This is a genomic window from Pseudoalteromonas carrageenovora IAM 12662 (assembly GCF_900239935.1).
GTDB classification, from domain to species: Bacteria; Pseudomonadota; Gammaproteobacteria; order Enterobacterales; family Alteromonadaceae; genus Pseudoalteromonas; species Pseudoalteromonas carrageenovora.
On the sequence record NZ_LT965928.1, the window covers coordinates 3,399,455 to 3,419,713 of the forward strand.

The 20,259-nt window shown below is 40.9% G+C and carries 21 protein-coding genes; 4 read left to right on the forward strand and 17 right to left on the reverse strand.

Annotated features, from left to right (window positions below; translation table 11 throughout):
- Positions 1 to 171 precede the first annotated feature (171 nt).
- Entirely contained in the window at positions 172 to 2,913 is a 2,742-nt protein-coding gene (gene acnA, locus ALFOR1_RS15430) for an aconitate hydratase AcnA (RefSeq protein ID WP_104643479.1), read from the forward strand.
- 106 nt (positions 2,914 to 3,019) lie between these two features.
- Here acnA and ALFOR1_RS15435 read toward each other — a convergent pair whose 3' ends face one another.
- The 4 genes from ALFOR1_RS15435 to ALFOR1_RS15450 form a co-directional block, all read right to left on the reverse strand.
- The gene (locus tag ALFOR1_RS15435; RefSeq protein WP_104643480.1) at positions 3,020 to 3,565 is read right to left on the reverse strand and encodes a DUF4124 domain-containing protein; all 546 of its coding nucleotides are present in this window, start codon (positions 3,563 to 3,565) and stop codon (positions 3,020 to 3,022) included.
- Between the two features lie 127 nt (positions 3,566 to 3,692).
- Positions 3,693 to 4,433, reverse strand: coding sequence for a phosphoadenylyl-sulfate reductase (locus ALFOR1_RS15440; RefSeq protein WP_058549208.1), 741 nt, complete (start codon positions 4,431 to 4,433; stop codon positions 3,693 to 3,695).
- A gap of 43 nt (positions 4,434 to 4,476) precedes the next feature.
- Positions 4,477 to 6,174 carry an assimilatory sulfite reductase (NADPH) hemoprotein subunit gene (gene cysI, locus ALFOR1_RS15445; protein WP_104643481.1) on the reverse strand — a complete coding sequence of 566 codons (1,698 nt, stop codon included), beginning with the start codon at positions 6,172 to 6,174 and terminating at the stop codon, positions 4,477 to 4,479.
- 60 nt (positions 6,175 to 6,234) lie between these two features.
- The gene (locus tag ALFOR1_RS15450) at positions 6,235 to 8,049 is read right to left on the reverse strand and encodes an assimilatory sulfite reductase (NADPH) flavoprotein subunit (RefSeq protein WP_104643482.1); all 1,815 of its coding nucleotides are present in this window, start codon (positions 8,047 to 8,049) and stop codon (positions 6,235 to 6,237) included.
- A 305-nt stretch (positions 8,050 to 8,354) separates the two neighbouring features.
- On the opposite strand from ALFOR1_RS15450, the gene ALFOR1_RS15455 reads away from it, so the two are divergent.
- Positions 8,355 to 9,980: an endonuclease gene (locus tag ALFOR1_RS15455; RefSeq protein ID WP_104643483.1), complete on the forward strand. Its 1,626-nt coding sequence runs from the start codon at positions 8,355 to 8,357 to the stop codon at positions 9,978 to 9,980.
- 24 nt (positions 9,981 to 10,004) lie between these two features.
- Here the strand turns inward: ALFOR1_RS15455 and ALFOR1_RS15460 are convergent, their stop codons facing one another.
- Both ALFOR1_RS15460 and ALFOR1_RS15465 read right to left on the reverse strand, forming a co-directional pair.
- On the reverse strand, positions 10,005 to 10,607 hold the full coding sequence (locus tag ALFOR1_RS15460) for a hypothetical protein (RefSeq protein ID WP_104643484.1): 603 nt from the start codon (positions 10,605 to 10,607) through the stop codon (positions 10,005 to 10,007).
- Between the two features lie 119 nt (positions 10,608 to 10,726).
- Positions 10,727 to 11,206: a hypothetical protein gene (locus ALFOR1_RS15465; RefSeq protein ID WP_104643485.1), complete on the reverse strand. Its 480-nt coding sequence runs from the start codon at positions 11,204 to 11,206 to the stop codon at positions 10,727 to 10,729.
- A gap of 180 nt (positions 11,207 to 11,386) precedes the next feature.
- Between ALFOR1_RS15465 and ALFOR1_RS15470 the strand changes: the two genes are divergently transcribed.
- Positions 11,387 to 11,920: a helix-turn-helix domain-containing protein gene (locus tag ALFOR1_RS15470; RefSeq protein WP_104643486.1), complete on the forward strand. Its 534-nt coding sequence runs from the start codon at positions 11,387 to 11,389 to the stop codon at positions 11,918 to 11,920.
- A gap of 494 nt (positions 11,921 to 12,414) precedes the next feature.
- Here the strand turns inward: ALFOR1_RS15470 and rpsQ are convergent, their stop codons facing one another.
- The 11 genes from rpsQ to rpsJ are packed head-to-tail and all read right to left on the reverse strand — an operon-like array spanning position 12,415 to position 17,378.
- A complete protein-coding gene (gene rpsQ / locus ALFOR1_RS15475; RefSeq protein WP_006791355.1) occupies positions 12,415 to 12,672 on the reverse strand; it encodes a 30S ribosomal protein S17 in 258 nt (85 codons plus the stop codon).
- On the reverse strand, positions 12,672 to 12,863 hold the full coding sequence (rpmC, locus tag ALFOR1_RS15480) for a 50S ribosomal protein L29 (protein ID WP_054206130.1): 192 nt from the start codon (positions 12,861 to 12,863) through the stop codon (positions 12,672 to 12,674). Before rpmC ends, rpsQ begins: the two co-directional genes overlap by 1 nt.
- Complete coding sequence (rplP, locus tag ALFOR1_RS15485) at positions 12,863 to 13,276, reverse strand: 50S ribosomal protein L16 (protein ID WP_002957890.1); 414 nt, start codon at positions 13,274 to 13,276, stop codon at positions 12,863 to 12,865. The genes rpmC and rplP overlap by 1 nt, the downstream gene beginning before the upstream one ends.
- A 12-nt stretch (positions 13,277 to 13,288) precedes the next feature.
- Positions 13,289 to 13,990, reverse strand: a complete 702-nt coding sequence (gene rpsC / locus ALFOR1_RS15490) for a 30S ribosomal protein S3 (protein ID WP_058549201.1) — start codon at positions 13,988 to 13,990, stop codon at positions 13,289 to 13,291.
- An 11-nt stretch (positions 13,991 to 14,001) separates the two neighbouring features.
- Entirely contained in the window at positions 14,002 to 14,334 is a 333-nt protein-coding gene (gene rplV, locus ALFOR1_RS15495; RefSeq protein ID WP_004588690.1) for a 50S ribosomal protein L22, read from the reverse strand.
- A 13-nt stretch (positions 14,335 to 14,347) separates the two neighbouring features.
- Entirely contained in the window at positions 14,348 to 14,626 is a 279-nt protein-coding gene (rpsS, locus tag ALFOR1_RS15500; RefSeq protein WP_004588689.1) for a 30S ribosomal protein S19, read from the reverse strand.
- A 15-nt stretch (positions 14,627 to 14,641) separates the two neighbouring features.
- Positions 14,642 to 15,466 (reverse strand): 50S ribosomal protein L2, encoded by an 825-nt coding sequence (gene rplB / locus ALFOR1_RS15505; protein WP_007376192.1) that lies wholly within the window; start codon positions 15,464 to 15,466, stop codon positions 14,642 to 14,644.
- A gap of 15 nt (positions 15,467 to 15,481) precedes the next feature.
- Positions 15,482 to 15,784, reverse strand: a complete 303-nt coding sequence (gene rplW / locus ALFOR1_RS15510) for a 50S ribosomal protein L23 (protein ID WP_054206127.1) — start codon at positions 15,782 to 15,784, stop codon at positions 15,482 to 15,484.
- Positions 15,781 to 16,386, reverse strand: a complete 606-nt coding sequence (rplD, locus tag ALFOR1_RS15515) for a 50S ribosomal protein L4 (RefSeq protein ID WP_004588686.1) — start codon at positions 16,384 to 16,386, stop codon at positions 15,781 to 15,783. Before rplD ends, rplW begins: the two co-directional genes overlap by 4 nt.
- A 17-nt stretch (positions 16,387 to 16,403) precedes the next feature.
- Positions 16,404 to 17,039, reverse strand: coding sequence for a 50S ribosomal protein L3 (rplC, locus tag ALFOR1_RS15520; protein WP_016709048.1), 636 nt, complete (start codon positions 17,037 to 17,039; stop codon positions 16,404 to 16,406).
- Positions 17,040 to 17,066: 27 nt separating this feature from the next.
- The gene (gene rpsJ / locus ALFOR1_RS15525; RefSeq protein WP_002957900.1) at positions 17,067 to 17,378 is read right to left on the reverse strand and encodes a 30S ribosomal protein S10; all 312 of its coding nucleotides are present in this window, start codon (positions 17,376 to 17,378) and stop codon (positions 17,067 to 17,069) included.
- 426 nt (positions 17,379 to 17,804) lie between these two features.
- Here rpsJ and plsB point away from each other — a divergent pair, with 426 nt between their 5' ends.
- Positions 17,805 to 20,243, forward strand: coding sequence for a glycerol-3-phosphate 1-O-acyltransferase PlsB (gene plsB / locus ALFOR1_RS15530; RefSeq protein ID WP_104643487.1), 2,439 nt, complete (start codon positions 17,805 to 17,807; stop codon positions 20,241 to 20,243).
- Positions 20,244 to 20,259 lie beyond the last annotated feature (16 nt).

The following is a 20,259-nucleotide window of genomic DNA, read 5'->3' on the forward strand; positions in this document are numbered from 1 at the left end:
GGCCCTTTATCACCCTTGAAAAACCATTCTTCGCCATCACCTCTATACTTATTACTGTACAAATTTCGCACTTTTAACCACGTAGTTTACGCTGGTATATACTTTGCACATAAGAAAATAAAAGAGGTCATCTTTTCAAGGATATTTACCTAATTACCAAAGGGGCAAAAAATGAATAGTTTCGAAACAGAACATCAACTAACTATTAATGGCGAGCAATATCATATTCACTCACTTAAAGGATTAGGCGATAAAGCTAAGCGACTGCCCTTTTCCCTCAAAGTATTACTCGAAAACCTGCTACGCAATGAAGATGGCGTAAATATAAAAGAACAAGACATTCAAGCCCTCCTAAATTGGGATTCTAAAGCTAAACCATCATCTGAGGTCGCTTTCACACCAGCACGTGTCGTTATGCAAGATTTTACAGGTGTTCCTGCAATTGTCGATTTAGCGGCCATGCGTGATGCTATGGAGAAGCTAGGTGGCGATCCTGCAAAAATAAACCCGCTATCTCCTGCTGAACTTGTTATTGACCATTCAGTACAAGTAGATGGTTACGGCAATGATGGCGCATTTGATTTAAATGCAAAGCTAGAATACGAACGTAATAAAGAACGCTATGAGTTTTTACGTTGGGGGCAAACAGCGTTCGATAACTTAAAAGTTGTGCCACCAGCAACCGGGATTGTTCATCAAGTAAATTTAGAATACCTAGCACGTGTTGTATTTAACGAAGACAGTAATGGTAAAAAGTTTGCTTACCCAGATACCTTAGTAGGCACCGACTCCCACACCACTATGATTAATGGCTTAGGTGTTCTTGGTTGGGGCGTAGGCGGCATTGAAGCCGAAGCTGCAATGCTTGGCCAGCCAATTAGCTTACTCATTCCACAGGTGGTTGGCATGAAGCTAAATGGTCGCCTTCCTGAGGGAACAACAGCAACCGATTTGGTATTAACAGTAACCGAAATGCTACGTAACCATGGTGTTGTAGGTAAGTTTGTAGAGTTTTATGGTGACGGCCTGGCTGATCTACCTCTGGCGGATAGAGCAACGATTGCTAATATGGCACCCGAGTACGGCGCTACGTGTGGTATTTTTCCTATTGATGATGAAACCATTAATTATTTACGCCTAACAAACCGCGATGAAAAACACCTTAAAGTAATTGAAGATTACGCCAAACACCAAGGTTTATGGCGCAACGATGGCGACGAAGCAAATTATACCGATACCCTTGAACTTAAACTTGATGATGTCGTGCCAAGCCTTGCTGGGCCTAAACGTCCGCAAGACAGAATCGCATTAGATAAAGCCGGCGAAGTTATTGGCCAGCACTTAAAAGGCTTTCAAGATGAGCGCATGGAGCGCCGTGATAAAAGTGATATAGAGCAAGCTCGCATTGAAAGCGAAGGCCCTACCACTAATCCAGATGAGCCAGTAGACGAAGCGCAGTTTATGGGGGCTGCAAAAGTTAAGTTTAAAGGACAAGAATTTGAACTTAACGATGGCGCCTGTGTTATTGCAGCCATAACTAGCTGTACAAACACCTCAAACCCAAGTGTAATTTTAGCCGCTGGTTTAGTAGCAAGAAAGGCTAAGCAACTCGGCATTGATGTAAAACCATGGGTTAAAACATCACTTGCGCCGGGCTCCCAAGTTGTAACTGACTACCTGGAAAAAGCAGATTTGATGGATGACCTAGAAGCACTAGGCTTTAACTTAGTCGGTTATGGCTGTACAACATGTATTGGTAATTCAGGCCCACTAGCAACAGAGATATCAGATGCCATTCAAAAGCATAAGCTGGTTGTAAGCTCAATTTTATCGGGTAACCGTAACTTTGAAGGGCGAATTCACCAAGATGTCAAAATGAACTTTTTAGCATCACCGCCACTGGTTGTTGCCTATGCAATTGCAGGTCGAACAGATATAGATGTATATAACGAACCCCTTGCGCAAGATAAAAACGGTAACGATATTTACCTTAAGAATATTTGGCCAAGTGTAAGTGAAGTGAATGAGTTAGTACAAAAAACGGTAACTAAAGAAATGTTTGAAAAAAGCTATGCCAATGTATACGAAGGCGATAGCCGCTGGCAAAAAATTCAAATTCCAAATGGTAAACTTTACGATTGGAATGATGAATCAACTTATATCAAAAAAGCCCCATTTTTTGATGGCATGAAGGTAGAACCGCCTGGCGTTCCTACAATTGAAGGCGCACGCTGTTTAGCTAAATTAGGCGACTCAGTAACTACTGATCATATTTCGCCTGCTGGTGCGATAAAAGCAGATGCTCCTGCTGGCCTATACTTGCAAGAAAAAGGCGTAGAAAAAGCGCAGTTTAACTCATATGGTTCACGCCGTGGTAATCACGAAGTAATGATGCGCGGTACATTTGCAAATGTAAGGCTTAAAAACTTGCTCGCACCGGGTACTGAGGGTGGTGTTACTCGCACGCAACCAGAAAACGACCTAGCTAGCATTTACGATGCGGCTATGGAGTATCAAAAAAATGAAACGCCATTAATTATTTTGGCAGGTAAAGAATACGGTACAGGCTCATCGCGTGACTGGGCAGCTAAAGGCTCATTGTTACTTGGTGTAAAAGCAGTAGTAGCGCAAAGCTATGAGCGTATACACCGCTCTAACTTAATTGGTATGGGGGTTTTACCTCTGCAATTTAAAGATGGCGAAAGCTATGAGTCGTTAGGATTAACGGGCCAAGAGCAATTTGATATTGAAGGCCTTTACGATAAAACTGACGAAGTAAGTGTAATAGCCACTAATGCTGAAGGTAAAAAGGTAAGCTTTAGTGCCGATGTACGTATTGATACCCCTAAAGAGTGGGATTACTACAAACACGGCGGTATTTTACAATATGTACTGCGTAATATGCTTGATTAATTTGCGCCGTAATTAATGCATTTAAAAGCCCAGCTTAGTAAATAAGCTGGGCTTTTATATTTGTTAATCAATATTGAGCTGCACTGGCTTCTCTAGAACGCAATAACTAAAGCGCGCTTAAGTTGTTTATTTCTTTATTACGCTTTTCTAGTTTTTCTTTTACGTTTTCCGCATCATCAAATAACTTTTTAACCGAGTCAGGATTAAATATTGATGGGGTTTCTGGGTTTGCTGTCATTTTGTTTGTATTAGGTGCAGCGTTTAAAATAGACGTGTCTTCAGCAGCAATAACAGTAATATCTTTAGGGTCTAACTTTACCTCAATACTTGTTACATCTGGATTTGGCGTATCTGAAAAATGCCACTGGCCGCTTTCATCTTGCCACTTATAAATTTTATTACTTGATGTAGTAGAAGGAATTGGCTCATCAGAAATGCTGCTCGCAATTTTATCGCCAGCTTGCTTTACACCCTGTACTGCTTGGTCGAGTGTATTTGTAGAAAGTGCGAGCATTTTTTCTTTAATTTGCAGGGATTCGTTGCTAATTGAGGATGTAGAAAGCCATGTTTGGCCGTCGGGCTTTTTTAAATAAAACAATGAGATAACAGCAATAACCATGATTGATATTGCTAAATAGGTAAAGTATTTCATAGCGTTCCTGCTTTAGTTAATCCTTTATTGTAATGAGTCTAATAAAAAATTCTTAAACAGGCAATTTTTTTGTAATAAAAACGCAGCTTAAGCTGCGTTTAAAATATACATTTTTTAGTATAAACGATTAAATACCGTCACCATCAATGTGCAAGCCACATTCACGATTTAAACCAAAAAAGCGGGTTTCCTCTTCGCTCATTCCTGGCTCTAGTTTACGCGTAGTATGTACATCACCCATCGACACATAACCTTGCTCCCATAATGGGTGGTAAGGTAAATCGTGTTTAGTAAGGTATTGATATACATCGCGGTTTGACCATTCAATAATTGGGTACACTTTTACCGTACCACGGCTTATTTCTACAAACTGCTTATCAGCACGAGTAGATGATTGATCGCGTCGCAAACCACTAAACCAGGTGCCTGCTTCAATGTCTTTAAGTGCGCGGGTCATCGGCTCAACTTTATTAAGCTGGTTATATTGCTTAATACCCTCTTCGCCTTGTTCCCACAGCTTACCAAATTTGGCTTCTTGCCATGCGGGGCTTAGCTGCGCTTTGTACACTTTTAGATTAAGTGACAGCCGTTCACTCATTTGCTCAATAAACTGATAGGTTTCAGGAAACAAGTAGCCCGTATCGGTTAAGACTACAGGTATATCTGGGCGTTGTGAGGTCATTAAATGCAGCATTACCGCTGCTTGAATACCAAAGCTAGATGATAAGAATGCCGTCTCAGGCAAGTTATCAAGCGCCCATGCAACACGCTCCTCAGCGCTCATATTCGCTAGTAAACCATTAGCATCAGCTAACATAGCCGCTTGGCTTTGTTTATCCTGCTGTAAAATATTTTTAAATTCACTCATGGAAAATTCCAAGCCTCACCAGCGCTAAAACGCTGGTATTTAATTATGCGTGAAAATCGGTTACTGACACTTTAACTTCAGCAACAATGCCTTTGCGAATAACAAAGTCACCAAAACATTCACCGTCGTTGCGCTCACTTGCCCACTGCCCAATTAGCTTATCAAACGCGTCTAGGTAAACATCTTCGCCTACGTTTTCTAGGTACAATTTAGGAATGCGTGTACCTTCAAGGTTACCGCCTAGGTAAACGTTATATTTACCCGGGCCTTTACCTACTAAACCGGCTTCTGCAAGCATTGCGCGGCCACAACCATTAGGACAACCAACAACACGCATAATAATGCTGTCATCCGGAATGCCGTGTTTAGCTAGCAGTGCTTCGGTTTTTTCAATTAAGCTTGGTAAGTAACGCTCAGCCTCAGCCATAGCAAGCGGACATGTTGGTAATGCTACACATGCCATAGAGTTTTTGCGTTGCTCTGTATCTTTGTCATCAATTAGGCCGTGATTACGGGCAATCTCTTCTATCACTGCTTTTTGATCTGCCGGTACACCCGCAATAATTAAATTTTGGTTTGCCGTCATGCGCATGTCACCTTGGTGAACTTCTGCAATTTTACGACACCCTGTTTTAAGTGGCTTACCTGGGTAATCTAAAATACGGCCGCTTTGAATAAATAGTGTTAAGTGGTGCTTACCATCAATGCCTTCAACCCAACCAATACGATCGCCACGATGAGTAAACTCAAACGGACGGCTTGGTGCAAATTTAACGCCTGAACGCGCTTCTACTTCTGCTTTAAATACATCAGTACCCACACGGTCTAGTGTGTATTTAGTTTTTGCATTTTTACGGTTTGACCGGTTACCCCAATCGCGTTGTACAGATACAACATGCTCAGCAATTTTTAAGGTATCTTCTAAGGCAATAAAACCAAAGTCATCTGCTTTACGCGGATACGTTGCGGTATCACCGTGAGTCATGGCAAGGCCACCACCAACAAGGACGTTAAAACCAACAAGCTTGCCGTTATCGGCAATTGCCACAAAGTTTAAATCGTTAGCGTGAACATCAACTTCGTTATTAGGCGGAATAGTTACCGTTGTCTTAAACTTACGAGGTAGATAGTTAGACCCTAAAATTGGCTCTTCTGTAGTTTCTGCTTTTTCGCCATTTAGCCAAATTTCAGCATACGCTTTGGTTTTTGGTAATAAATGCTCAGAAATTTTTGCAGCCCAGTCGTAAGCTTCTTGATGTAGCTCAGACTCAACAGGGTTAGTAGTACACAGTACGTTACGGTTAACATCGCCCGCAGTTGCAATAGAGTCTATGCCTACACTGTTGAGCATTTGGTGCATGCCTTTAATATTTGGCTTTAATACACCATGAAACTGAAACGTTTGACGCGTAGTTAAACGAATGCTGCCGTAGCTTGTTTTGTCATCAGCAAATTTATCGATTGCTAACCACTGCTCCGGCTTAATAATACCGCCAGGCATACGCGCACGTAGCATTACGTTATGAAGCGGTTCTAGCTTTTGCTTTGCACGTTCACCACGAATATCACGGTCATCTTGTTGATACATGCCGTGAAAGCGTATTAATTGAAAGTTATCGGCTGTAAAACCACCGGTAATTTCGTCTTTTAAATCTTGCTCTATGGTGCCACGTAAAAAGTTACTTTCTCTTTTCAAACGTTCATTATCAGAAAGTTTTACGTTTTTATCTTGTTCGCTCATTTTAAATCCTAAATTTGTTACAGTGACGGCTGCTAGCTGTTAATAAAATAAGAAACGTGATTAATACACGTCTTTCTGATAGCGGTTAGCGCTACGTAAGTCTTTTAAATATTGCTCTGCGTCTTCATTGCTCTTGCCTGTGTTTTCTTTAACAATATCAACAAGTGCATTGTGTACATCTTTTGCCATGCGGTTTGCATCGCCACAAATATATAAGTGCGCACCCGCTTCTAGCCATTCAAATACGTCTTTGCTGTTACTGCGTAATTTGTCTTGTACATATACTTTTTCTGCTTGGTCACGGCTAAATGCAACATCTACTTTATTAAGTAAACCTGACTTTAAATAACCTTGAATTTCTACTTGGTATAAAAAGTCTTGAGTAAAGTGTGGGTTACCAAAAAACAGCCAGTTTTTACCTTGTGCTTCACGCGAGTCACGCTCTTGTAAAAATGCGCGGAATGGCGCAATACCGGTGCCAGGGCCAACCATAATCACTGGTGTATTGTCGTCTGTTGGTAAACGGAAGTTATCATTATGTTCGCTAAATACTTTAACTTTACAGCCTTCTTCAGCACGACGAGTTAAGTAACCAGAACAGCCGCCTAAGTGCTCGCTATCAAATGCATCAAACTGCACTAAACCTAGTGTTAAATGTACTTCGTCTTCAACCTCACTTTGACTAGAGGCAATCGAATATAAACGAGCTTGTAATTTACGTAAGCAATCTACTAGCGTTTGCGCATCAAGCTTTGCTGGGTTTTGACGAATGACATCATATATTTGGCGAGGCTCAATGTATGCTCGCATTGCAGCTTTATCTTCAACTAGCTTAAGTAACTCTGGCGTGCCCGTAGCAATTGCGTATTTTTCTACAAATCCTGGGTATGACTGAGTTAGCTCTAGCTTCTCAATTAAGGCGTTACGTACGCTTAGCTCTTCTTCGCCTACTTTTACAATGCTTGTTGCATCTATTTGAGTAAGTGTAAGTACTTCATCAACTAATACATCGTCATTTAAAAAGTACACACCTAATGAATCACCTGGTGTGTAGGTAATATCAGAACCTTCAAGCGAAATTTCAACATGGCGTACGTCTTTAGTAGAATCGCGGCCAGTAATTTTTTGAACTGTTAAAAGCTCTGCTTCAAACGGATTCTGCTTGGTGTATTGGCTTGCTGCAGCCGTTGGCGCACCAAACGGCATTGACACAACTTGGCCGCCCGCCGCATCTTGCTGCGCTTTTAAATCTGGCTCAAAAGCGTCTATTGCGCCTGCAATCCACGCTGCAGCTTCATCATCGTAATCTACGTCTAAATCAGCACGTTGATAGATAGTTTGCGCACCTAGTTTATTTAAGCGTTCTTCAAAATCTTTGGCTGTTTGGCAGAAAAACTCATAGCTAGAATCACCCAAACCTATAACAGCTACTTTTACATCATCTAATTTAGGTGCTTTTTTAGTGGCTAAAAATTCATGTAATGTTTCTGCATCTTCTGGCGGCTCGCCCTCACCGTATGTAGATACAACGATGGTTAAAAACTTTTCTTTTTTCAGGGCTGTTGGTTTGTAATCCGACATACTTACTAACTTAACAGCAAGTCCACGCGACTCGGCTTGCTCTTTTAGCTTAGTTGCTACGCCTTTTGCGTTACCTGTTTGAGAACCATATAAAATAGTTAACGGTGCAGCATCGCCTGCAGCAGGTGTATTTGCAACTGGGCCACCTAATGCAGCCGAGTTAGCATTAGCGGCTAAGTAACCACTTACCCACGCTTGTTGAATTGGATTAAGTTCAGCCACTAAGCCTTGCAGCTTCTGTACTTGCTCTTGCGTTAGCGGGCTTGCCGCAGCGTTTAGTTGACCTAACAACATGAATCTATTCCCCATAACCCTGAAAAATTAAACACAATGCAATTTAAGCATTGTTGAAAATGAGTTTCCCTCTTGCAGAGCGTCTCTGTTGAGGTTTTCTAAGTCTGAAGGATAACGGGCTATGCGTTTATAAAAAAAGAATAGAATCTGCTTTGTTATTCCATTTAGTTATTAATTTATATAAAGACCTTCAAAAACAGCTTAAAGGCTTATTATTGCTATTTCATTAAGTTTAAATTTAACAATTTTGTAACCAAGCGCCGTTAGTGTATGTTATTTATTCAACTATAAAAATAGGAACAACCATGTTACACGGGAAATATAAAACTAAATTATTAGGCAGCGCTATATTATTAGCAGCCCTACCCACTATGGCTAACGTAGCCAATGGTGACTTTGAACAATGGACTGGCAATACACCTAGCTCTTGGACCACCATTGATAGCGGAATCAGCTTAACGCACTCAACCAGTACAGTTAAAAGCGGTAGTAGCGCCGCAGCTATAAATGTAACGACAGCTTCGCAAAGCAATACCGATCTACTACAACAAATAAGCGTTGAAGCAGGTAAAACATATGAATTTTCTGTGGATGTTTACCACACCGAAGGTAAAGTTAAAGCACGCTTGTATATAGATGGTTATCAAGGCTATTCAAACCAAGCACAAACTAATCAATGGCAAACTATAAGCCATAGCTATACGCCAAGCAGTAATAAAATAATTAATGTAGGGCTTCGCTTTTATGATGTAAGCGGCTTTGATGGTAGTGAAACCGTTTATATCGACAACTTTTTACCTAATACCGATGGCGGCTCCGCAACTAGTTGCAACGACAATAGCCTCACTTTAACGTTGAATACAGATAACTACGGTAGCGAAACCAGCTGGGCGGTTAATAATGACCAAGGTAGCAGCGTTGCTAATGGCAGTGGTTATGCATCAAACACCCAATACAATGAACAACTGTGCTTAACTGATGGCGCATATACACTTGTTGTAAGTGACAGCTACGGAGACGGCATGTGTTGTAATGTTGGCAATGGTAGCTATACGCTTACTCAAGGCTCTACAGAGCTTGCAAATGGTGCAAGCTTTAACAGTACCGACAGCACTTCATTTACTTTAGGCGGTGGCTCCGGTGATGGCGATGGAACAAACCCAACGCCTACGGGATACTATGTTACAACTCAAGGGCTATCCGGTTATGCTTTAAAAACTGAGCTTTACAACATTATCAACAACCACAGCTCGCAAGGTTACTCTGCTATTTGGAATTTTTACGATTCATCAGCACGCGATAAATACTTTGAAAACGATAACAGCATTTTAGATATGTACAGTGAAAAGACTAACGGCAGCGATAGTTACACATACACTGCTGTAAGCGATCAGTGTGGTAATTATAGTGGAGAAGGTAATTGCTATAACCGTGAGCATTCGTTCCCTAAAAGCTGGTTTGGCGGCACAAATGAGCCAATGAATTCAGACGTGCACCACATTTACGCAACTGACGGTTATGTAAACTCAAAACGTAGTAACTATCCATTTGGTGAAGTAGCTAGTGCATCATTTACATCAACTAACGGTAGCAAGGTAGGCACAGCAACAAGTTCATTAAACTACTCTGGTACTGTATTTGAGCCAATAGATGAGTTTAAGGGTGACTTTGCGCGTGCTTATTTTTATATGGCTACGCGCTACGAGAACGTAATAGGTTCGTGGCAAAATAACACAACGGCAAGTAATGCAGTACTTAATGGTACAAGCAATCAAGTATTCGAGAGTTGGGTTGTAACCATGCTGCTTAATTGGCATAACGCAGACCCTGTTAGCCAAATGGAGCTTGACCGCAACCAAGCCGTTTATGAGTTTCAAGGGAATCGTAACCCGTATATCGACCACCCTGAATTTGTAGACATGATTTGGTAGTAAATAGTTTATAAGGTTTTAGCCTCAGCACTGACTGGGGCTTTTTAATACCTGTACTTTTTGCTCAGCAATAAGTGACTCCACATACAGCTTTTCTAGATTCCAGGGGTGGCGTTTCCACCCCTTAAAACCAAAGCCGGTAATATACACTTGTGCTTGTTGCTTTAAAAAGTACTCAATAGCTAACACCCCAGAGCTTGGCGCTTTTGGTTTAAAAGCGGGTTTGCCAAAAATATGCAAATGTTTTAAAAAAGCATTTTTTTCGCGCTGAGGAATTCGCTCTACATTTGCATATTCACTATATTTGAGCGTTATTTTATTACCATGATCAATACAGCCCTTACGCTGAATTAGCTTGTAAAAGGTTTGAGTAAATAAATTAGGTTTAGGGTCGGTGATCATGACATTTTGCAGCCGCTTTATATCTATAGCTGGAAATGCCGTGGTAAATTTTAAACCTTGCTTACCCCTACCGACTAACCATAAATCAGTACATTTAAGACCTAAGTGTTCTGGCATGTTTGCACACATATTAAAACGCACCACTCTATCAAAGCTGTTTATCGATTTACTGATATCGTCTTCTACAGGGCCATTACCTATAATTAAAACTAACTGCTTGGTCATGCTACTTTCCATGTATATTTATTGGAGCATACTAGCGCGCATATTTGTATTTTCCAAATAAGTAATATGAAACTTTTATTGTAGCAAACGAGCCTCAAACTCAACGTAAGTATGCTTATCTACCAACTATTATTACTTAGTGCCTGCTGTCCTAACTCTAACGACTCGTAGCGTTTACCTGTAATTTTAATAAGCCAAACCTTATCTGTAAAAGTTCGGCTTAAATAGACTGTTTGACCGTTTGGGATCTGCGGCATAAAAGAAGAGATAGATTGCCACTTCCCATCAACTTGCTCTTTAAGTTTCATACTGGCATTAAAGTAGCTGCCATCTTTATTTGGTTTTACCTCTAGCGCTGTTAGCTTCTTCTCATCACCAATTTCTATCAGCGCACTTTTGTCTAACAAAGTAAGTAACTGGGGTTGATGGATAGGACTCAAGCTTTTTAGGGTTTCTTCAATTTTACTATCAACGGTAACTTGGTTTTTAAGTTTATAAATACTGGCTTTAATTGCAAAAACAGGCTCAGCATAACTAGCATTCGTATAAAAAAATGCTCCTATAAACACTAAAATAGCGCAAGTATATTTGTTTAACATTTTATAGCTCCTTAGTAGCGTTAGGGTTGAGCATAACTGAAATTGCGCTATTTAATATATAAGCTACTAATATTCATAATATTCTTTGTATTAATAGGTATGAATATTAATTATTAGGGTATTTATAAATACAATTTTTAGCGATAATAAAATTGTTTACTAATAATAAGAGCAAGGTTTATGCAAGCGTTGGGAATGGAGTTAAAGCGCCTAAGATCAGATAAAAAATGGACTCAAGCTTTTGCTGCACGCGAAATTGGAATTCAACAATCATATCTATCAAAACTTGAAAATGGGCAGTTCATACCATCTCCCGAAGTACTTGAAAAATTAAGTAGCTGTTATGGCATTAGCTTTAATGAATATTTACCGGCTTCTCCCATAAAGGCAGCACAAACTCCTAAGTTAGCGATAGTGTGTACTTTGATGTTAATTTTGGCTATTACCGTTTGGCTTTGTGCCCACTACGAGATTTTTTATCCAGAAACCTACTTTACCTATCAGGCAAAACTAGATGATTTTTTAGCGTTTAATGTAAGTCAGCAATATCAAGGTGAGCGGTTTATTGAAGGAGATGTTACCTACCAAATTGTAGGCGAAAGGCAAGTAAGTCGAATCGAGAACCGCATCCTAGTTGTAGCCTCTGTAGTGTGCATATTAATATCTATTGTTACCGCCCTATTTACACAAAGGCATAGGTTTATTAATTTATAAACCCCTTATTTTTATTTAATTGTTCTCAGCAATTGATCCTGCATTGCTCTACCTTCAGCATCCACGCAGTCGTATATCAGAAATTTTTAGCGCAGTTAGCGTCAAATTTAATCCCTCAAATAGATTTAGTACTATTGCGGGTTGGTATTACCTACTCTTACATATTCGTGGCGCTCTTTCTCCTCGGGACTTCTAGACTCACCAAGTTACGGCGCTTTATACCAATCTGCTTATATATGAGGTCTATTTAACGTTAAGAAAATTACGCTAGAACTAGGCAAAAATTTTTGTATCTAGTTGTTCTAAATAAAAAATTTTTAACGACGTTATAGTGCAATTTAATTCGTTAAATTGATCAAAGATTTATGCAGGTTGGTATTACTTCACTTAGAACAGCTGACAACTGAAAGCTTCACACCTACAGCTTTTTTAAACGCAAACAAAAAGCCCCAGCTAATGCCGGGGCTTTTTTACAAAACTAACTTAATTAAAAATTAAGCTTGTTTTGGACTAGAAACAACGTCTACTAAAGTCCAAGATTTATTCTTAGAAATTGGTGCACATTCACGGATAGTAACTACGTCACCCGCTTTTGCTGTGTTGTTTTCGTCATGTACGTGTAGCTTAGTTGTACGTTTAATGAATTTCCCATAGATTGGGTGCTTCACGTAACGTGCGATAGCGATAGTGAAAGATTTTTCCATCTTGTCGCTTACTACACGGCCTTGAAGAGTACGAATTTTATCGCTCATTATTGACCTGCCTTCTGGTTAATAATTGTTTTTACACGCGCGATATCGCGACGTACTGTTCTTAGCGTGTGTGTCTGAGCTAACTGACCAGTGCTTGCTTGCATGCGCATATTAAATTGCTCACGAAGAAGTCCTAGAAGTTCAGCATTAAGCTCTTCTACGCTTTTATCTTTTAGTTCGCTTGCTTTCATCACATTACCGTCCGAGTTACGAAAGTTGTTTTGAATGGCAGTTTACGAGCTGCAAGGTCAAACGCTTCACGAGCAAGCTCTTCTGAAACACCTTCCATTTCGTAAAGTACTTTACCAGGCTGAATTTCAGCAACCCAATATTCAACAGAACCTTTACCTTTACCCATACGAACTTCAAGAGGTTTTTCTGTGATCGGCTTGTCAGGGAAGACACGGATCCAGATTTTACCTTGACGTTTCACGTGACGCGTCATAGCACGACGAGCTGCTTCGATTTGACGAGCAGTCATGCGGCCACGACCAGTAGCTTTCAAACCGAAAGTACCGAAGCTTACTTTGTTACCGTTTTGCGCTAAACCGCGGTTGCGGCCTTTGTGCATTTTACGGAATTTTGTACGTTTTGGCTGTAACATTACTCGCTACCTCTACTTAGCACTTTTCTTGGCTTTCTTTGGTGCGCGTTTAGCTGGCTTCTCTTGCTCTTGTACTAGTGGTAAACCACCAATAACTTCGCCTTTGAAGATCCAAACTTTAACACCAATGATACCATAAGTGGTTAAGGCTTCAGAAGTTGCGTAGTCGATATCAGCACGAAGAGTATGTAGAGGTACACGACCTTCACGATACCATTCTGAACGTGCGATTTCTGCGCCGCCAAGACGACCGCTAACTTCAACTTTGATCCCTTTAGAACCGATGCGCATTGCATTTTGTACCGAACGCTTCATAGCGCGACGGAACATAACACGACGCTCTAGTTGAGAGGCAATACCGTCTGCTACTAGTTGTGCATCAAGTTCTGGTTTACGTACTTCAGAAATATTAATCTGAGCAGGTACACCAGCAATCTTAGTTACCGCTTGACGTAATTTTTCTACGTCTTCGCCTTTTTTACCGATAACAACACCCGGACGAGCCGTATGAATTGTTACACGGATAGATTTAGCTGGGCGCTCAATAACGATTTTAGACACAGAAGCCGCTTTTAATTCCTTAGTAAGGAATTTACGTACTTTGTGATCGCCAAAAAGCTGATCAGAGAAATCTTTTGAACTCGCGTACCAGGTAGAAACCCAAGGTTTAGATATACCTAGGCGAATACCAGTAGGATGAACTTTTTGTCCCATTACTTATACTCCTAGCTATCTGAAACCACAACAGTGATGTGGCTTGTACGCTTAAGGATGCGGTCTGCGCGTCCTTTAGCACGTGGCATAATACGTTTCATTGTTGGACCATCGTCCACAAAAATCGTAGTTACACGAAGCTCATCAATGTCAGCACCTTCGTTATGCTCTGCGTTAGCAATAGCAGACTCAAGTACTTTCTTAACTAATACAGCCGCTTTTTTAGGGCTGTACGCCAGGATTTCTAATGCGCGGTCTACAGGTAGTCCGCGAATTTGGTCTGCAACTAGACGAGCTTTTTGCGCCGAACCAGAGGCGAATTTATGTTTAGCTAATGCTTGCATTTATCTTCCCCTCTTATCGTTTCTTCGCTTTCTTATCCGCAGCATGGCCACGGTAAGTGCGAGTTGGTGCAAATTCACCTAGTTTGTGACCAATCATTTCGTCAGAAACGAAAACTGGCACGTGCTGGCGACCATTATGGACAGCAATGGTCAATCCGATCATGTTAGGTATGATCATTGAACGACGGCTCCAAGTTTTAATTGGCTTCTTTTCACCGCTTTCCAAAGCTTTCTCTACCTTCTTCAGCAAGTGTAGGTCTATAAAAGGACCCTTCTTGAGAGAGCGTGGCATGGCTATTCCTCAATATTACTTAGTACGACGACGTACTATAAATTTATCCGTACGCTTGTTCTTACGCGTCTTCGCACCCTTAGTCGGTTTACCCCATGGAGACACAGGATGACGACCACCAGATGTACGACCTTCACCACCACCGTGTGGGTGATCAACCGGGTTCATGGCAACACCACGAACTGTCGGACGAATACCACGCCAGCGATTTGCACCTGCTTTACCAAGTGAACGAAGCATATGCTCAGCATTGCCTACTTCACCTAGAGTCGCACGACAATCAGATTCAACTTTACGAACTTCGCCTGAACGAAGACGTAATGTTACATATTGACCATCACGAGCAAGGATTTGAACGTATGCACCAGCAGAACGTGCGATTTGAGCACCTTTACCTGGTTTTAATTCTACGTTGTGAACAGTCGAACCTACAGGCATATTGCGCATAGGTAATGCATTACCAGGTTTGATTGGTGCATCAACACCAGACTGGATTGCATCACCAGCTTTTAAGCCTTTAGGTGCGATAATGTAACGACGCTCACCGTCTGCATATAATACAAGAGCGATGTTTGCGCTACGATTTGGATCATATTCTAAACGCTCAACAGTGGCTGGAATGCCATCTTTAGTACGTTTAAAATCGATTAAACGGTAATGCTGCTTATGACCACCACCGATATGACGAACCGTAATACGACCATTGTTATTACGACCACCTGATTTAGAGTTTTTCTCTAAAAGTGGTGCGTATGGCTTACCCTTATGTAAATCTGGGTTAACCACTTTAACTAGGTGACGACGGCCCGCAGAAGTAGGCTTACACTTTTGAAGTGCCATAATTCTATCCCCTTATTACTCGGCGCCGCCGACAAAGTCTAGCTCGCTGCCTTCTTTAAGAGTAACGTAAGCTTTTTTCCAGTCGCTACGACGACCGAAACGTGCGCCAGTACGTTTTGTTTTACCCTTAACGTTAAGTGTGCGAACACCCGTTACTTCTACTTCAAAAAGCTTCTCAACTGCCGCTTTAACTTCAGCTTTAGTTGCGTCATTTACTACTTTAAAAACAATCGTGTTGTTTTCTTCAGCAGCAATTGTGCTTTTTTCAGAGATATGTGGAGCAAGGATCACTTTTAAAAGACGTTCTTCACGGATCATGCTAGCGCCTCCTCAAGTTGCTTAACAGCAGCGGCTGTAATAAGTACCTTGTCGAAAGCAATTAAGCTTACAGGGTCGATACCAGCTACATCACGCGTGTCAACCTTATAAAGGTTACGTGCCGATAAGAAAAGATTTTCATCTACTTCTTCAGTCACGATAAGAACATCTTTAAGCTCAAGTTCTTTAAGCTTAGAAACTAATTCTTTTGTCTTTGGTGCTTCTAAACCAAAGCTTTCAACAACGATTAAACGCTCTTGACGAACTAATTCAGATAAGATGCTTTTGATCGCACCGCGGTACATTTTACGGTTTACTTTTTGGCTGTGGTCTTGTGGTTTAGCTGCGAAGCTAACGCCACCTGAACGCCAAATTGGACTACGGATTGTACCAGCACGTGCACGGCCAGTACCTTTTTGAGCCCATGGTTTTTTACCACCACCGCTTACTTCAGAACGTGTCTTCTGAGCACGAGTACCTTGACGAGCACCTGCTGCGTATGCAACAACTACTTGATGTACTAATGCTTCGTTAAACTCACGTCCAAAAGTAGCTTCAGAAACTTCAAGAGCGCCAGAAGCGTCTTTAATTGCTAATTCCATCACTAAATCTCCAGGACTTATGCTTTAACAGCTGGTTTAACGATAACGTCACCGCCGATAGCTCCAGGTACAGCACCTTTAACTAATAGCAAGTTACGCTCAGCGTCAACGCGAACTAGTTCTAAGTTTTGAGTCGTTACACGCTCAGCACCCATATGACCGGCCATTTTCTTACCTTTAAACACCTTACCAGGTGATTGGTTTTGACCGATTGAACCAGGAGCACGGTGAGATAGAGAGTTACCATGTGTAGCGTCTTGCATGCTGAAATTCCAGCGCTTAACACCACCTTGGAAACCTTTACCTTTAGAAGTACCGGTTACGTCAACTTTGTTGATTTCGTTGAATAATTCAACAGTAAGCTCTGCGCCTACTTCAAAATCGCCTTCACCACCATTTAGGCGGAATTCCCACAGACCGCGACCCGCTTCAACACCAGCTTTAGCGAAATGACCCGCTGAAGCTTTGTTTACACGGCTTGCTTTTTTAGTGCCTGCGGTTACTTGAAGCGCGTTATAACCGTCTGTTGCGTCAGATTTGATCTGAGCAATGCGGTTAGGAGTCGCTTCAATAACTGTCACAGGGATAGATACACCATCTTCAGTGAAGATACGTGTCATACCCACTTTACGACCGACTAGACCTAATGCCATTTTCCTATAACCTCTCTAATCTTTCGATTAACCCAGGCTGATTTGAACATCAACACCAGCAGCAAGGTCTAAACGCATTAGAGCGTCTACAGTCTTGTCAGTTGGTTCTACGATGTCGATCAGACGTTTATGGGTGCGGATCTCGTACTGATCACGCGCGTCTTTATTAACGTGCGGTGATGTAAGTACAGTAAAACGTTCAAAGCGTGTAGGTAGTGGAATTGGACCACGTACTTGTGCGCCAGTGCGTTTCGCAGTTTCCACGATTTCCGCCGTTGATTGGTCAATCAAACGGTGGTCAAAAGCTTTTAGGCGAATACGAATGCGTTGATTTGACATTCTTAAACCTCAATATAAAGAGCATTTAAAGAGCATAAAAAAACGACCGAAACAATCTCAATAATTAAGATGCCGGTTGTTAATCTATATCTACGTTGAGTTCCAAATCGGAACTCCTGTTTATTAGCTTGAAATCCAAGCTTAATTTATCCTTTCAAGTTCCCGGGGGAATTTTGAAAGCCTGCGTATTATAGTGATATTGGTGATAAATGCAACAACTAATTAGAAAAGAATTATAACCGAGTATTCGATTAAATAAGCTACAGCCCATTATGTACTAGATAATAAATAACTATACTTGAACCTATACTGTCACTTGCGGTCAATTATTAGCTCATAACCAATTACGCAAAATAACGGATTGAGCAGATATTATGGTATCCTATGGGCTTATTTTGCTTTTAATACTCTCAATATGGTGAGGCGATGCGTATTTTTAATTATTGTTTAAATGTTCTTTCTGCTGGAGTAAGCCGCTTACTAGTTAAAAGCAAAGTGCTTCCTGAGAATCCGATTGAGCAGTATGAGCTAAACCCTCAATATCCTACATTTTATATAGTGCGACTAAATTCACGCTTTGACTTAGCGGCACTTGCTCGTGTGTGTAAAAAGCATGGCTTACCTAGTCCAACTGAAGAACAAGTATTAGGTAATAAACAGCTAGATCGTTTTATTGGCATTAAAAATCCACCGCCACTATTTGGTGACGAAGCTAAACCAACCAATGCGCTTGCACAAGGCAAAGAGATTGTTGAGCACTTATTAAATAGTGGGCAAAAGAATGTGCAGGTAGTGCCTGTTACTATTTTGTGGGGGCGCGATCCTGGTAAAGAAAAGCCAGGGCTACGTACTTTAATAACACACTCTCTTACGCCAAGCTGGTTTAGGAAGTTTTTTGTTGTGTTGTTTTCTGGACGAGATAACTTTATTAGATTTAGCCAACCGCTCGATTTATCATTATTAGTTAATGAAAAAGCTGACGTAAGTGAGCTGCCACATAAACTACTGCGTGTTGCACGTGTACATTTTAAGCGCCAAAAACTTGCGGCAACTGGCCCTAAAATGCCTTCTCGTGAGCAATTGTTTAACTCTCTTCTTGCTTCACCAACAATAAAAAAAGCCATTCAAGATGAAGCTAAATCTAAAAATATAAGCCAAACAGAAGCGCGCCAAAATGCACTTAAGTTACTGGATGAAATAGCCGCAAATTACTCTGAAGCAATGATACGTGTGGCAGAGCGCTTTTTAACATGGTTATGGAACAAGCTATATAACGGTATTGACGTAAAATACACAGAGCAAATCCACGAGCTAACTAATAAAGGCCACGAAATTATTTATATGCCGTGCCACCGAAGCCACATGGATTATCTGCTTCTTACTTATGCGATTTACCATCAAGGTCTAGTGCCACCTCACATTGCAGCGGGTATTAATCTTAACTTTTTCCCTGCAGGGGGGATTTTTCGTCGCTCGGGAGCATTTTTTATTCGCCGTTCGTTTGCTGGTAATAAACTATATTCGGCCGTATTTAAAGAATATTTAAGTCAGCTATTTATTAAAGGCTACTCAGTTAAGTTTTACACTGAGGGTGGACGCAGCCGAACTGGGCGACTACTACCGCCAAAAACAGGCATGCTCGCTATGACTCTACAAGCTATGTTACGTGGCATAGACCGCCCTGTTTCTATTGTACCTGTATACATTGGCTACGAGCACGTAATGGAAATAAATACATACCTTAAAGAGCTGGCCGGTAAAGACAAAAAAGGTGAGTCTATTTTTGGTATATTTAAAGCCATTAAAAATCTTAAAAACTATGGGCGTGGTTATTTAAACTTTGGCGATCCAATTTCTGTAAACCAATATTTAAATGAGAACCAACCAGATTGGCGCGATGCAATCCATCCAACTGATGTACAAAAACCACAATGGTTAGGCCCTCAAGTAGCCGCCCTTGCCGACCAGGTAATGGTTAAAATAAACAATGCAGCTGCACTTAATGCCGTTAACTTACTAGCAATGATATTACTAGTTAACGATAAGCACGCACTGAGTAAACCAAAGCTTTTAGCTCAGCTAGATTTTTATTTACGCCTTCAACGCGATGCCAGCTATAGCGAAAAAGTAACCGCACCAGATGAATCACCTGAGCAGCTATTAACGCATGCTTTAAAGCTTAATAAGTTTGAAGTAATTAGCGATGAATTTGGTGAAATCATTGCGATTAGTGAAAAAGAAAAAATCTTATTCAACTACTATCGTAATAACATTTTACACTTGTTTGCCGTACCAAGCTTACTTGCACTGCATTTATTCAAGCAACACACCACAACCATTGGACAATGTGAGCAATTAGTAAAAGCGTTTTACCCTTTATTCGCTAAAGAGTGGTACTTGCAAGAGCTGGATGAAAACTACATTACACGCATTTTAGCTAACTTTGCAGATCAAAACTTAATAGAAATTGATGGTGATAATATTCACATCACCAACACAAATGACTGTTTAGCTAAACTAGAAATGCTAGGCAGAGCACTTAGCTTTACACTGCAACGCTACGCTATTGTTATTGGCTTTATCCAAACCAGCAATGGTATTGAAAAGGCGGAACTAGAACGTGAAAGCCAAGTACTTGCAGAGCGCTTAGGGACTCTTCATGGTATTAAAACACCTGAGTTTTTTGACAAAAAAGTGTTAGTTGGCTTTATTGATAACTTACGCGGTGAGCTTTTAATAACAGAAGGTGAAAACGGTTTAGTGGGTAGCACACAACTTTGTGAAACTTACATGCACCTTAAAACGTTATTGCCAGCTCGAATTTGGCAATCAATCAGCGATATAGTGCAAGGTCAGTGCAACTAGCACTTTATCGCTGTGT

Coding starts and splice junctions, on each gene's coding strand:
- acnA (WP_104643479.1), top strand. CDS start 172: ATGAATAGTTTCGAAACAGAACATCAACTAACTATTAATGGCGAGCAA.
- ALFOR1_RS15435 (WP_104643480.1), bottom strand. CDS start 3,565: ATGAAATACTTTACCTATTTAGCAATATCAATCATGGTTATTGCTGTT.
- ALFOR1_RS15440 (WP_058549208.1), bottom strand. CDS start 4,433: ATGAGTGAATTTAAAAATATTTTACAGCAGGATAAACAAAGCCAAGCG.
- cysI (WP_104643481.1), bottom strand. CDS start 6,174: ATGAGCGAACAAGATAAAAACGTAAAACTTTCTGATAATGAACGTTTG.
- ALFOR1_RS15450 (WP_104643482.1), bottom strand. CDS start 8,049: ATGTTGTTAGGTCAACTAAACGCTGCGGCAAGCCCGCTAACGCAAGAG.
- ALFOR1_RS15455 (WP_104643483.1), top strand. CDS start 8,355: ATGTTACACGGGAAATATAAAACTAAATTATTAGGCAGCGCTATATTA.
- ALFOR1_RS15460 (WP_104643484.1), bottom strand. CDS start 10,607: ATGACCAAGCAGTTAGTTTTAATTATAGGTAATGGCCCTGTAGAAGAC.
- ALFOR1_RS15465 (WP_104643485.1), bottom strand. CDS start 11,206: ATGTTAAACAAATATACTTGCGCTATTTTAGTGTTTATAGGAGCATTT.
- ALFOR1_RS15470 (WP_104643486.1), top strand. CDS start 11,387: ATGCAAGCGTTGGGAATGGAGTTAAAGCGCCTAAGATCAGATAAAAAA.
- rpsQ (WP_006791355.1), bottom strand. CDS start 12,672: ATGAGCGATAAAATTCGTACTCTTCAAGGCCGTGTAGTAAGCGACAAG.
- rpmC (WP_054206130.1), bottom strand. CDS start 12,863: ATGAAAGCAAGCGAACTAAAAGATAAAAGCGTAGAAGAGCTTAATGCT.
- rplP (WP_002957890.1), bottom strand. CDS start 13,276: ATGTTACAGCCAAAACGTACAAAATTCCGTAAAATGCACAAAGGCCGC.
- rpsC (WP_058549201.1), bottom strand. CDS start 13,990: ATGGGACAAAAAGTTCATCCTACTGGTATTCGCCTAGGTATATCTAAA.
- rplV (WP_004588690.1), bottom strand. CDS start 14,334: ATGCAAGCATTAGCTAAACATAAATTCGCCTCTGGTTCGGCGCAAAAA.
- rpsS (WP_004588689.1), bottom strand. CDS start 14,626: ATGCCACGCTCTCTCAAGAAGGGTCCTTTTATAGACCTACACTTGCTG.
- rplB (WP_007376192.1), bottom strand. CDS start 15,466: ATGGCACTTCAAAAGTGTAAGCCTACTTCTGCGGGCCGTCGTCACCTA.
- rplW (WP_054206127.1), bottom strand. CDS start 15,784: ATGATCCGTGAAGAACGTCTTTTAAAAGTGATCCTTGCTCCACATATC.
- rplD (WP_004588686.1), bottom strand. CDS start 16,386: ATGGAATTAGCAATTAAAGACGCTTCTGGCGCTCTTGAAGTTTCTGAA.
- rplC (WP_016709048.1), bottom strand. CDS start 17,039: ATGGCATTAGGTCTAGTCGGTCGTAAAGTGGGTATGACACGTATCTTC.
- rpsJ (WP_002957900.1), bottom strand. CDS start 17,378: ATGTCAAATCAACGCATTCGTATTCGCCTAAAAGCTTTTGACCACCGT.
- plsB (WP_104643487.1), top strand. CDS start 17,805: ATGCGTATTTTTAATTATTGTTTAAATGTTCTTTCTGCTGGAGTAAGC.